The sequence below is a fragment of the Nonomuraea sp. NPDC003201 genome, from assembly GCF_053590415.1.
The window spans coordinates 23,571-35,263 of sequence record NZ_JBSFTC010000051.1; the positions used below are offsets into that span (position 1 = coordinate 23,571).

Here is an 11,693-nt window from a genome sequence, read left to right on the forward strand (position 1 = left end):
TGTCTCCTCTAGGGTGGGTGAGTGCTCACTAACCTACCCTACGCCGGAGCCACACGTACGCCCCCAGCCCGATCAGGCACCAGACCAGGGTGATGGCGCCGAGCTCGGGGAGCTGGTCGAGGAGGTGACCCCCGTTCGCCGCCTTCATCCAGGCGATGAGCGGGACGGTGAGCCAGTGCAGGGGCGAGGAGCTGAGCAGCAGCATCGCCAGGAACCCCAGCAGCAGCCCCATGATCGAAAGTGCGGGGGAGTTGATGACCGCACGGCTGGTGAGGGCGCCCAGCGCGGTGCCGGTGAGCGCGGCCAGGGCGTTCAGGACGAGAGCGGCGGCCAGCACGCCGCGCGACGGAGCCTGGCTCACACCGAGCAGGAGCGCCGCGCCCATGCCGAGCGCCGCGAACGCCACACACGTCGCGAACGCCGCCATCAACCCCGCCGCCACCTCCCTGCCCCGCCCGCCCACCTGGATCGCGGACAGCTCGCGCTGCCGGTCGGGCTCGGTGTCGAGGAGGCTCCTGGCCGCCCAGGCCAGGATGGGGATGATCAGTACGGCGCCGTCCGTGAGGGCCGAGGCCTCGCCACCGCGCGGCGCCCGGCTGCCGTAGAGGATCGCCAGCATGGCGAAGGCCAGAAGGAGCGCCTGGAACATGCGGTGCGAACGGATGTAGGCGGCCAGCCGGAACGTGGCCAGGGCGATCATCCGGACTCCTCGATCTCGCGGGCCAGGTAACCCTCGCCGCGCATCCTGGCGAGGAAGCCGTGGACTTCGGACGCGGGCACCGTGACGGCCACGACCGTCCCCCTGTCCTCGACCGGTTCGAGACCGGGTGCCGTCGTGCTCTCCTTGAGGCGGCCGTCCACCAGCGACCAATGGCGTATCTCGGGCAGAGAGCGCAGACCGCCCTGGTGGTCGCTGACGATGACGATGCCGCCGCGGCCCGCCACCTCACCGGCGATCGAAGGGAGCGCTTCACGGGTGTCCACGTCGAGCCCGGCGAACGGCTCGTCCAGGATCAGCAGCCCGGGCTCCGACATCAGCGCCTGGACCAGGCCGACCTTGTGCGCGCTGCCCTTCGACAGCTCGTCCAGGGCGACGGTGAGGAGGTGGCCCATGTTCAGGCGCTCGGCCCAGGGCTCCCAGCGGGCGCCTCCGCGTACCCGGGACATGTGGCGCAGATAGGCCGTGACCGTGAACGGCTGGGCGGTCGGGAAGCGGTCGGGAGCGAAGCCGACCACCTCGGGACGCCCGGCGATCGTGCCGATCGTGGGCCGGGTGAGGCCCGCGAGGAGGCGGAGCAGAGTCGACTTGCCTGCCCCGTTCACGCCGGTCAGCTCGATCACCTCGCCGGGGGCGAGCTGGGTGTCGACGTCTTCGATGACGAAAGGATCACGTCTTCGGTAGCGGAAGGAGACCTTGGACAGACGCATGGTCTTGTAACGCTATATGTCGGGTCGCATCGCTAGCATAAAGAGCCCCACAATGGAGACGCCCCCAGCACGTTCTCAAGAGGAGTGGGCTTGAATCGCTTTCCACGCGTCATGGGTATGCGTTCAGGCTATGACCCCGCCGAAGTCGACGCCCTGATCGGGCGGATCGAGTCGACCCTGGGCAGGGGCATGCCCACTGTGGAGCCCGTCAGCGCGGACGACGTGCGACGGGCCACGTTCCGCGCCAAGCGTGGCGGATATGTCGAGACCGCGGTCGACTTCGCCCTGGAGGCGTTCGTGGTGGCGCTGGAGACCCAGGCCAAGCGGCCGGTACGCCTCGCCATGGCCGAGCCTACAGGCGAGATGCTGCGCGAGGAGTGGTTCGAGACCCAGGCGGCCCGCGTCGAACGGGTGGCCTTCCGCCCGGGTCGCATGGGCACCGGCTACAACGAGGACGAGATCGACGCCTTCCTGGACCGCATCGTGGCCACCCTGCGCGGGACGACCGACTTCCCGGTGACGGCCAAGGAGGTGCGGGCGGCGAAGTTCTCGACCGTGCTGTTCCGGTCCGGCTACCTCATCGCGGACGTGGACTCCTTCCTGGCCGGCATCGCGGACGTGCTGGAGCAGCGCCGTTAGGCGTTCTCGACCACGGAGAGCAGCCCGCCGAGGTCGGGCAGCCGCTGCTGGATGATCTTCTCGTCGGCGGGTCGCTCGCCCTGGCGGTTGATCCACACGCGCGGGATGCCGAGGCGGTGGGCGGGGACCATGTCGTGGAAGTAGCTCTGCGCCACGTGCACCCATTGAGTGGGCTCGTACGAGCGTCTGAACGTCTCGAAGTGCGCGTCGGCCGGCTTGTACGCGCCCACGTCCTCCGACGTCAGCACCGCGTCGAACGCCACGGGCAGCCGCCGCCGCGTCTCGGCGATGAGGTCGCGGTCGCAGTTGGTGAGCAGGGCCAGGCGCCAGCCCGCGCCGCGCAGCGCCGACAGCTCGGCGCCCACCTCGGGGAACACCGGCCAGTACGGGATCGTCGTGCCCAGCACCTGGGCGTCGTCCTCGTTCAGCTCCACCTTCTCGTCGGCGCAGGCCCTGCGGAGCGCCTCGGCCAGCACGTGGCGGTAGCGGAGTGTCGGGGACTCGGCCTGTACGACGTGCTCGTGCCGGTTGTACGCCTCCAGCAGCCGCGCCCCCTGACCCGGCGCGATCAGCTCGGCGCTGGTGCGGATGCCGTGGCGCCAGTCGACAAGTGTTCCGAAGCAGTCGAACGTTACCCATCGCATAGATCTCATAATGAGGGACATGGCGATATCCGTGCGTCCCATCGAGCCGCAAGATCTCGCGTACGTGACCCGGGTGCTGACCGAGAGCTGGGGCGGCTCGACCGTGGTGGCCCTGGGCCGCGGGGAGCTGGTCGACGCCGCCGCCCAGCCGGGCTTCATCGCCGAGAGCGAGGGCGAGCCGGCCGGGATCATCACGTACGCCCGGCGTGGCGACTCCGTGGAGATCATCACGATCGACGCGGTGGTGCCCGGCAGGGGGGTGGGGGCGGCGCTGCTGGACGCGGTGCGCGCCGTCGCGGCCGAGGGCGGGGCGGCCAGGCTCTGGCTGGTCACCACCAACGACAACACGCACGCCCTGCGGTTCTACCAGCGGTACGGGTTCGACCTGATCGCCCTGCACCGCAACGGCGTGGACCGGGCGCGGGAGCTCAAGCCGGGCATCCCCGCCGAGGCCGACGGCATCCCGATCCGGCACGAGCTGGAGCTGGAGCTGCTCCTCTGACCCTCCCGCTCCCCGCGCGGGCCGGTGAGGGGCGCCGGGGGCCGATCTGGGGCGGGCATTGAGCGGTGGGGGGTGCCGCGGGCCGGTGAGGGCCGGCGGGGTCAGTGGAGGATCTGGTGGAGGGTGGCTGTCAGGCGGGTCGCCGGGTCGGCCTCGCTCGCCGAATCGTCCGAGCGCCAGGCCACGTAGCCGTCCGGGCGCACCAGGACGGCGTCGCAGCCGTACCGCGACTCCCAGTGCCCCTCGACGTCGACCAGCTCCGACCCCACCCGGTACACCCGCACCCCCTCGACCGTCACCCGCGCCCACTCCTCCCCGCCGGGCCCGCACAGCAGCACGAACGAGTCGTGAAACAGGTCGTGGACGCCGATCCGCCGCCCGTCGAGGGAGAGCCAGAGGTGCGGGGCCCGGGTGCCGGGACGGGCGTGTCGTGACACCCCGTCGCCGAAGACCGACTCGGGCGCGGTCCCGGCCATCGCCGTGGACGCGTACCGCTGCCCGAGGACGCACGTGATCGGGTCCACCGGGTCGTCCTCCGGGCCGGAGCCGAACCTGGCGGCCTGGCTGCGCACGGTCACGTCGGCCAGCTCCAGCGCCACCGGGCGGCGCTCGGCCTCGTACGTGTCGAGCAGCGCGTCCGAGGCCCGCCCCGCGAGCACGGCGGCGAGCTTCCAGGCCAGGTTGTGCGCGTCCTGGACGGCCGAGTTGGCGCCCAGCCCCTGGGCGGGCGGCCACACGTGCGCGGCGTCACCGACGAGGAAGACCCGGCCGGAGCGGTAGCTGTCGGCCACGCCGACCGCCTCCGTCCAGGACGCCTTGCTGATGATCTCGACCGGTACGTCGCGGCCGATGGCCGCCTTGGCCGCGGCGGCGCAGCGCTCGTCGGTGAAGTCGTCGGGCGACTCCGTTTCCGGGTCGTAGAGCAGGGACAGGCCCCAGTGGTCGGGCAGCGCGTGGGAGACGAACGCCGCCGAGGCGGTGCCGCCGGGTTCGCCGACGATCCAGAACAGGGCCCGCTTGGTGATGATCTCGGACAGGTCCGCCTTGATGACGTAGGTCACGAAGTGCCGCAGGGGGCCGAGGCCGGAGCGGGCGATGCCGAGCCGCTCCCTGGTGGCGCCGCCGTAGCCGTCGGCGCCGATCACGTACCGGGCCCTGATCGTGTGCCGCTCGCCGGTGGCGCGGTCCTCCACCACGGCCGTCACGCCGTCGGTGTCGGGCTCGATCGACCGGCACTGCGTGTCGAACCACAGCTCCGCGCCCTTGGCGCGGGCGGCCTCGATCAGGATGGGCTCGACCGTGCTCTGGTCGGCCATGCAGAACTCGCCGGCGGTCAGCTCGGGCAGCGCCCGCGGGGAGTCGTCGCCGAACAGCCACTGCCACTCGCCCGCCAGCGTCGCGCAGCGGGCCACGCCGGCCTCCTCGTCGAAGGGCCGGCCCGCCTCCTTCACGCGTTCGTCCAGGCCGAGCGACCGGTAGATCTCGAGGGTGCGGAAGTTGATCCCCCGGGCCCTGCCCAGGAGCGACGTGCCGGGGTGGCGGTCGACCAGGAGGCAGGGCACGCCCTGGTGGGAGAGGAAGAGGGCCGAGGCGAGGCCGGCGTAGCCGCCGCCGACGATCAGGACGGGGGTCTGCTTCATGATGCCTTCTCCAGGGTGCGCGCGGGGTCGTCGACGGTCGGGTGGGTGCCGTTGCGGTGGGCCTGGCGGACGTCGCGTACGTACTCGGGGGACAGCATCGCGGTGAGGATCGCGACGCCGCCGCGGCGGACGCGGATCTCGCTGCCGGCGGCCCTGCCCAGCAGGCGGATGCGCCGCGCGGAGCCCTCAGTGGGCGCCTGGTGGTCCTTGACCTGGCCCCTGCCGCTCCAGCGCAGGTCCTGGTGCTCGACGGTGGCGTCCTCGGGGACCAGCAGCTTGACCACGCCGCGGTCGAGGTCGAGCCGCAGCTCGATCTCGGCGGGCAGGCCGGGGGAGCGCAGGTCGAGGGTGGTCTGGCCGTAACGGGTGCGGACCTCGAAGCGGCCCGCGGTGGTCCAGTTGCCCAGGCGCCGGGTGACGGCGTGGTCGGTGTGGATGCGTTCGATGTCGCTCATGGATTGGATAGTTTCAGTGAAACTAGTCTCTCGTCAACTAGTAATGGTGAAGCTAATATTGGCCCATGGCACTCGACCGTGGCTCGCCGCTCGCCCTGACCGTGCTGGCCCTGCTGCGCCACCAGCCGCTGCACCCGTACGGGATCCAGCGCCTGCTCAAGCAGTGGGGCAAGGACCTGGTGGTCAACGTGGGCCAGCGGGCCGGCCTCTACCGGACCATCGACCGGCTGCTGGAGGCCGGTTTGATCAGCGTCCGGGAGACGGGGCGCGACCAGCAGTACCCCGAGCGCACGGTCTACGAGCTCACGGCGGAGGGCACGACGGCGCTGCTCAAGTGGCTGGACGAGATGCTGAGCACGCCCAAGCAGGAGTTTCCGCAGTTCCCGGCCGCGCTGGCGAACGCGCTCATGCTCGCCCCTGAAGACCTGGCGGCGGCGCTCGAGCGGCGCGAGCGGGCGGTCGCCGAAACGCTGGCCGGGCTGGAGGCGGGCCTGGCCGACGATGCCGACCTGCCGCGCATCGCCATGCTGGAGATCGAATATCTGCGCGAGGTGACGGCCGCGGAGACCCGGTGGCTGCGCGGGGTCATCGACGACCTGCGGGCCGGGCGGATCACGTGGTCGCGGGAGTCGCTGGAGGAGGCCGCGGCGGAGCGAGAGTGACCGGGGCGGGCTCGGCCCGCGGCCTGTGCAGCAGGGCCACGATCACCGCCGTCACCGGGGCGGCCAGGAACGCGCCGACGATCCCCCAGAGCAGGCTGCCCACCGCGATCGCGACCAGGATGACCGCGCTGGGCAGGGCGAGCGCCTTGCCGTAGATCTGCGGCGCCAGCACGTGTCCTTCGAGCTGGCCTATCGCCACGGTCACGCCGACCACGATCAGCATCACGATCCAGCCCTTGGCCACGAGCGCCACCACCGCGGACAGCAGCCCCGCCGTGAACGCCCCCACGATCGGCAGGAACGCCCCCACGAACGTCAGCACCGCCAGCGGCAGCGCGATCGGCACGCCCAGGATCCACAGCGTGATGCCGATCAGGAACCCCTCCACCGCGCCCACGATCGCGATGCCGCGGATGTAGCGGCCGATCACGGTGAAGGCCACGCGAGCGGTCTCGGTGATGTGCGGCCTGGCCGAAGGGGGCGCGAGGTCCACTAGCCAGCTGAAAAGCCGGTCGCCGCTGTGGACGAAGTACACCGACAGGACGAACGCCACCACCGCCCCCACCACGATCTCGCCCACCGTCCTGACCCCGGCCAGCGCCCCCGTGGTGATCTGGCGGCCCTCGGTGGACAGGTACTGCTTGGCCTGCGCGGCGAGCTTGCGCGGGTCGATCCCGAACTCGTGGGTCAGCTTGTACAGGTTGTCGAGCACCTTGCCGAAGCTGACCCGCAACTGTTCGACGCTGTCGATGGTGGGCGGCACCAGCAGCGCGATCAGCCCCGCTGCCACCACGAGCCCGCCGACGTAGACGATCGCGGTGGCCAGCGCCCGGTTCAGCCCGCGCTTCCTGAGCCAGCGGGCCGGGGGCAGCACCAGCGCCGTGATGAACACGCCTACGACGATCGCGACGACGATCGTGCCGACCTGGTAGAGGCAGAAGCCGACCACCGCCGCCAGCGCGATCCACCCGAGCAGCCGCCACGGCTCCATCCCTGCCCCCTATCGTGCCTGGTCAGAGGCCTTCCCACAGGGGGCGCAGGGCAACCCTGGTCAGTCGGGCGGCGTCAGGTGGAGGCGCTGGGAGCGCTTGCTCTCCTCGTACGTCTCCCGCGCCGCGCCGGTCGTGCCGCCGACCTCCGCGACCGGCACGTCCCACCACGCCTCGGAGGACGGGGCGTCGTCCGCCATCGGGTCGGTGCGCACGTAGATCACCGTGGTCCCGGTTCCCGAGCGGGCCTCCTCGAGCGCCTTGCGCAGGTCGGCGACCGACTCGGGGCGCAGCACCGTGGCGCCGAGGCTGGCCGCGTTGGCGGCCAGGTCGACGGGCAGCGGCCCGCCGTCGCGGTGCCGGTAGGAGGTGCCGAGCCGCTCCGCGCCCACGCTCTCCGACAGGCGGCCGATGGAGGCGAACCCGGAGTTGTCCACCAGGACGACCACCAGCTTGATCCCCTCGGAGATCGCGGTGATCAGCTCCTGGGCCATCATCAGGTACGAGCCATCGCCCACCAGGACGAACACCTCGCGCTCCGGCACCGCCATCTTGACGCCCAGCCCGCCGGCGATCTCGTAGCCCATGCAGGAGTAGCCGTACTCGACGTGGTAGTTGCCGGGCCCGCTCGGCCGCCAGAGCTTGTGCAGGTCGCCGGGCATCGAACCGGCCGCGCACACCACCACGCCGTCCTCGGCCGCCGCGGCGTTGACCGCGCCGATCACCGCGGACTGGGGCAGCGGCGAGCCCTCCAGCGAGTAGGCCCGGTCCACCGCCGCGTCCCACTCCCTGGTCAGCTCGGCGGCCCGCGCGCGGTAGTCCTCCGGCGCGCCCCTCCAGCCCGCGAACGCCTCCACCAGGTCCGCCAGCCCGTCGCGGGCGTCGCCGACCAGTTGCAGGCCCGACAGCTTGGCGGCGTCGAAGGCGGTGATGTTGAGATTGAGGAAGCGGGCGTCGGGCATGAAGATCGTCCGGGAGGCGGTGGTGAAGTCGCTGTAGCGGGTGCCCACGCCGATGATCAGGTCGGCCTCGCGGGCCAGCGCGTTGGCGGCCGTGGTGCCGGTGGCGCCGATCGCGCCCACGGCGAGCGGGTGCCCGTACGGGAGCGCGCCCTTGCCGGCCTGCGTCTCGGCGACCGGGATGCCGTACGTCTCGGCGAAGATCCGCAGCTGCTCGGTGGCCTCGCTGTAGATCGTCCCGCCGCCCGCGACGATCAGCGGGCGCACGGCCGACTTGGCCAGCTGGGCCGCCCGGAACACGGCGGCCCGCTCGGGGAGCGGCCTGGGGACGTGCCAGACGCGGCGCGCGAACAGCTCCTCCGGCCAGTCGTGGGCCTCCGCCTGCACGTCCTGCGGCAGCGCCAGCGTCACCGCGCCGGTCTCGGCCGGGTCGGTGAGCACGCGCATGGCGGCCAGCAGCGCCGACGGGAGCTGCTCGGGGCGGTTGATCCGGTCCCAGTAGCGGGAGACCGGCTTGAAGCAGTCGTTGACCGAGATGTCGTACGAGCGCTGGTCCTCCAGCTCCTGCAGCACCGGGCCCGCCACGCGGGTGGAGAAGATGTCGCCGGGCAGCAGCAGCACCGGCAGCCGGTTGATCGTCGCGCCCGCCGCGCCCGTGATCATGTTGGTCGCCCCAGGACCGATGGAGGTGGTGCAGGCCAGGGTGGCCAGGCGGTTGCTGGCCCGGGCGTAGGCGGCGGCCGTGTGGACCATGGCCTGCTCGTTGCGGCTCAGGTGGTAGGGGAGGTCCTCGGTGGAGGTGGCCAGCGCCTGGCCGAGCCCGGCCACGTTGCCGTGGCCGAAGATGCCGGAGCAGCCGCCGAAGAACCTGCGCTCCACGCCGTCGCGCTCGCTCCACTGCTGGGCCAGGAAGCGCACGACGGCCTGGGCAACAGTCAATCGGGTCATGAAGTCCTCCCGAACGGCAGTCTCGGGTCTGTGGGCTGGCTTTCCCAGGAGGAGCGGATCCACGCATGGCGGGGGTCGTCGCAGAAGGCCATCGAGCGTTCCTCCGCCGGGCCCGCCAGGACGTTCAGGTAGTAGAGGTCGTAGCCGGGGGCGGCCATGGCGGGGCCGTGGTAGCCGTACGGGACGAGGACGACGTCGCCCGAGGAGACCTCGGCCAGGGTGTCGATGTGGCCGCGTTCGGAGGAGTAGACGCGCTGGTAGGCGTTGCCCTGGCCGGCCACCTCGAAGTAGTAGATCTCCTCCAGGACCGCCTCGCCCGGGTTGTCGGTGTCGTGTTTGTGCGGCGGGTACGACGACCAGTTGCCGCCCGGGGTGATGACCTCCACGGCCATGAGCTTGTCGCAGTCGAAGGCGCCGGGGGCGCAGAAGTTGTTCACCTGGCGGGTGGCCTGGCCCGCGCCGCGGATCTCGACCGAGACCTGGTCGGCGGGCACGTAGCGGGGCTCGAGGGCGCGGGTGGCGAGGGCGGAGGGCAGGGCGATGCGCCCGCTGCCCCGGAGGGTGACGTGGGAGCCGATCGGGACGTAGGCGAAGTCGCTCGGCCCGCTGAAGACCGAAGGCCGTCCCGTCAGCTCGAACGTCGCGGCGGAGGTGGTGACCGTGCAGGATCCCGACAGCGGAAGGACCAGCGTCTCCTCGTCGCCGGTGTCGAACGAGACCGGCGTGTCCGCCAGGTCCACGATGCGCAGGCCCGAGTACGTCCAGCCCGCCAGGGACGGGGTGATCTCGACGGACCAGGGGCCGTTCGCGGCCTTGCCGAACGGAACGTATGTCATGCGCGGGTCTCCCGTACCAGTGCCGCGGCGTTGTCCACCGCTTTCGCTACGTCGTCATCCGGAGGGTAGAGCAGGGCTCGGCCCACGACGAGGCCGCGTACGCCGGGAAGGCTCAGCGCGCGGTCCCAGTCGGCGTAGGCGGCGTCGATGTCCGGCGGGTCGCCGCCGAGCAGCAGCGCGGGCAGGGTGGTGGCGGCCATCACGCGCTCCATCTCCGCCACCGCCGGGATCTTGAGCCAGGTGTAGGCGGAGGTGGTGCCGAGCGCCTGGGCGATGCTGATCGCGCGGATCACGGCCTCGGGGGACAGGTCGTTGCGCAGCGCCCCCGACTCGGAGCGCAGCGCCCAGAAGGGCTCCACCATGGCCGGCAGGCGGTGGCGGGCCAGGTCGGTGACGGCCCGGGCGCAGGACTCCAGGGTGGCCACCGTGGCGGGGTCGGCCGGGTCGATGCGGAGCAGCATCTTGCCGCCGTCCAGGCGCATCTCGTCGATCGAGGCCGCGTCGAAGCCGGTGAAACGGTCGTCCACCTCGAAGACCGAGCCCAGCAGGCCGCCCCGGTTCATGGAGCCGAAGGCCAGCTTGCCCTCCAGGGCGCCGAGCAGGAGCAGGTCCTCCATGACGTCGGGGGAGGCGAGGATGCCGTCCACGCCGGGGCGGGTGAGCGCCACCTGGAGGCGGTCGAGCAGGTCGGCGCGGCTGGCCATGGCCATCGGCCGGTCGCGTACGCCGAGGGCGCCGCGGGCCGTGTGGTCGGCGGCGATGATCAGCAGCCGCTCGCCCTCGCCGGGCAGGCCGCGCCGCTGCCGCCGGGCCGCGGCCTCGGCGATCTCCTCCGGCCGGGTGGCCCGGATCTGGGTGAGCCGCTCGTAGCCGGAGGTCCTGGGCAGGGTGAGGTCGCTCACGAGCCCGCTCCGTTCAGCAGGTCTTCCACCTCGGCCGTGGACGGCATGGCGTCGGCGCAGGCCAGCCGGGCGGCCACGAACGCGCCCGCCGCGTTGGCGAAGCGCACCGTGCGCTCCAGCGGCCAGCCGCGCAGCAGCCCGAGGCAGATCGCCCCGCCGAACGCGTCACCCGCTCCGATGCCGTTGACCACCTTCACCTCCACCGGTTCCGCCACCACGCTCTCCTCGGAGGTACGCGCGAGAACCCCCTCAGGGCCCATTTTCACGATCGCGACCTTCACTCCCGCGTCCAGGAGCGCCTGCGCGGCGGCCTCCGGGTCGCGCACGCCGACCGCGTTCTCCACCTCGTCGAGGTTGCCGACCGCGACGTTCGCGTACGGGAGCGTCCGCCGCGCGGCCTCGTGGGCCGCCTCCCGCGACTTCCACAGCGACGGCCGCCAGTCGAGGTCGAACACGGTCCAGCCCGACGTGCGCGCCGACAGCGCGGCGGCGTGGGCGGCGGCGCTCGGCTCCTGGCTCAGCCCGGTCAGCGAGAACCAGAACAGGCTGGTCTCCGCGATGGCCCCGAGGTCGAGATGGGACGGGGAGATCTGCAGGTCAGGCGGATGCTCGCCGCGGTAGAAGTAGATCGGGAAGTGGTCGGGCGGGAAGATCTCGCAGAACGTCACGGGAGTGGGCCGGCCCTCGATGGTGCTCACGAAGGCGTCGTCCACGCCGAACCCGCGGATCGCCCTGCGGACGAACTCTCCGAAGGGGTCCGCTCCCACGCCGGTGATCACGGCGGAGCGCAGCCCGTGGCGCGCCGCGGCGACGGCGACGTTGGTGGGGCTGCCGCCGAGGAACTTGCCGAAGGATTCGACGTCGGCCAGGCCGACCCCGGTCTGCAGCGGGTAGACGTCGACGCCGGAGCGCCCGAACGTGATCAGGTCGTACAAAGCACCTCCAGGATGGAGCTTACCTTCGACACTATGGCATATTGTCATGACATTCGGATGTCCGCTATGTAACCTAATGTCCCTCCGCTCAAACCCCCGGGCGACGCACAACGCGCCTGTTCGGACGGTTGGCTCCCGGCCCGCTGAGCAAAGA

General features: G+C 71.7%; 13 protein-coding genes. 3 read left to right on the forward strand and 10 right to left on the reverse strand.

Annotated elements, in window-relative coordinates; genetic code table 11:
• Positions 1 to 28 precede the first annotated feature (28 nt).
• Positions 29 to 700 carry a hypothetical protein gene (locus ACWDX9_RS20360; protein ID WP_449956050.1) on the reverse strand — a complete coding sequence of 224 codons (672 nt, stop codon included), beginning with the start codon at positions 698 to 700 and terminating at the stop codon, positions 29 to 31.
• Positions 697 to 1,428, reverse strand: a complete 732-nt coding sequence (locus tag ACWDX9_RS20365) for an ABC transporter ATP-binding protein (RefSeq protein WP_449956053.1) — start codon at positions 1,426 to 1,428, stop codon at positions 697 to 699. The genes ACWDX9_RS20360 and ACWDX9_RS20365 overlap by 4 nt, the downstream gene beginning before the upstream one ends.
• A gap of 84 nt (positions 1,429 to 1,512) precedes the next feature.
• Between ACWDX9_RS20365 and ACWDX9_RS20370 the strand changes: the two genes are divergently transcribed.
• Complete coding sequence (locus tag ACWDX9_RS20370) at positions 1,513 to 2,067, forward strand: DivIVA domain-containing protein (protein WP_350739033.1); 555 nt, start codon at positions 1,513 to 1,515, stop codon at positions 2,065 to 2,067.
• Here the strand turns inward: ACWDX9_RS20370 and ACWDX9_RS20375 are convergent.
• Positions 2,064 to 2,711 carry an HAD-IA family hydrolase gene (locus tag ACWDX9_RS20375; RefSeq protein WP_449956056.1) on the reverse strand — a complete coding sequence of 216 codons (648 nt, stop codon included), beginning with the start codon at positions 2,709 to 2,711 and terminating at the stop codon, positions 2,064 to 2,066. The genes ACWDX9_RS20370 and ACWDX9_RS20375 overlap by 4 nt on opposite strands.
• A gap of 19 nt (positions 2,712 to 2,730) precedes the next feature.
• Between ACWDX9_RS20375 and ACWDX9_RS20380 the strand changes: the two genes are divergently transcribed.
• Complete coding sequence (locus tag ACWDX9_RS20380) at positions 2,731 to 3,213, forward strand: N-acetyltransferase family protein (protein ID WP_449956059.1); 483 nt, start codon at positions 2,731 to 2,733, stop codon at positions 3,211 to 3,213.
• Positions 3,214 to 3,314: 101 nt separating this feature from the next.
• Here ACWDX9_RS20380 and ACWDX9_RS20385 read toward each other — a convergent pair whose 3' ends face one another.
• Positions 3,315 to 4,853 (reverse strand): FAD-dependent monooxygenase, encoded by a 1,539-nt coding sequence (locus ACWDX9_RS20385; RefSeq protein WP_449956061.1) that lies wholly within the window; start codon positions 4,851 to 4,853, stop codon positions 3,315 to 3,317.
• Positions 4,850 to 5,308 (reverse strand): hypothetical protein, encoded by a 459-nt coding sequence (locus tag ACWDX9_RS20390; RefSeq protein ID WP_449956064.1) that lies wholly within the window; start codon positions 5,306 to 5,308, stop codon positions 4,850 to 4,852. Before ACWDX9_RS20390 ends, ACWDX9_RS20385 begins: the two co-directional genes overlap by 4 nt.
• 65 nt (positions 5,309 to 5,373) lie before the next feature.
• On the opposite strand from ACWDX9_RS20390, the gene ACWDX9_RS20395 reads away from it, so the two are divergent.
• Positions 5,374 to 5,970 (forward strand): PadR family transcriptional regulator, encoded by a 597-nt coding sequence (locus tag ACWDX9_RS20395; protein WP_449956067.1) that lies wholly within the window; start codon positions 5,374 to 5,376, stop codon positions 5,968 to 5,970.
• Here ACWDX9_RS20395 and ACWDX9_RS20400 read toward each other — a convergent pair.
• Genes ACWDX9_RS20400 through iolC form a run of 5 tightly spaced genes read right to left on the reverse strand, consistent with a single transcriptional unit; the run spans position 5,921 to position 11,539 of the window.
• Positions 5,921 to 6,961, reverse strand: a complete 1,041-nt coding sequence (locus ACWDX9_RS20400) for an AI-2E family transporter (protein ID WP_449956070.1) — start codon at positions 6,959 to 6,961, stop codon at positions 5,921 to 5,923. The two genes, ACWDX9_RS20395 and ACWDX9_RS20400, sit on opposite strands and share 50 nt — an antisense overlap.
• Before the next feature lie 60 nt (positions 6,962 to 7,021).
• Entirely contained in the window at positions 7,022 to 8,866 is a 1,845-nt protein-coding gene (iolD, locus tag ACWDX9_RS20405; RefSeq protein ID WP_449956073.1) for a 3D-(3,5/4)-trihydroxycyclohexane-1,2-dione acylhydrolase (decyclizing), read from the reverse strand.
• Complete coding sequence (gene iolB, locus ACWDX9_RS20410) at positions 8,863 to 9,702, reverse strand: 5-deoxy-glucuronate isomerase (RefSeq protein WP_449956076.1); 840 nt, start codon at positions 9,700 to 9,702, stop codon at positions 8,863 to 8,865. Before iolB ends, iolD begins: the two co-directional genes overlap by 4 nt.
• Entirely contained in the window at positions 9,699 to 10,604 is a 906-nt protein-coding gene (locus tag ACWDX9_RS20415) for a Cgl0159 family (beta/alpha)8-fold protein (RefSeq protein ID WP_449956079.1), read from the reverse strand. Before ACWDX9_RS20415 ends, iolB begins: the two co-directional genes overlap by 4 nt.
• Entirely contained in the window at positions 10,601 to 11,539 is a 939-nt protein-coding gene (gene iolC / locus ACWDX9_RS20420) for a 5-dehydro-2-deoxygluconokinase (RefSeq protein WP_357743276.1), read from the reverse strand. The genes ACWDX9_RS20415 and iolC overlap by 4 nt, the downstream gene beginning before the upstream one ends.
• Positions 11,540 to 11,693 lie beyond the last annotated feature (154 nt).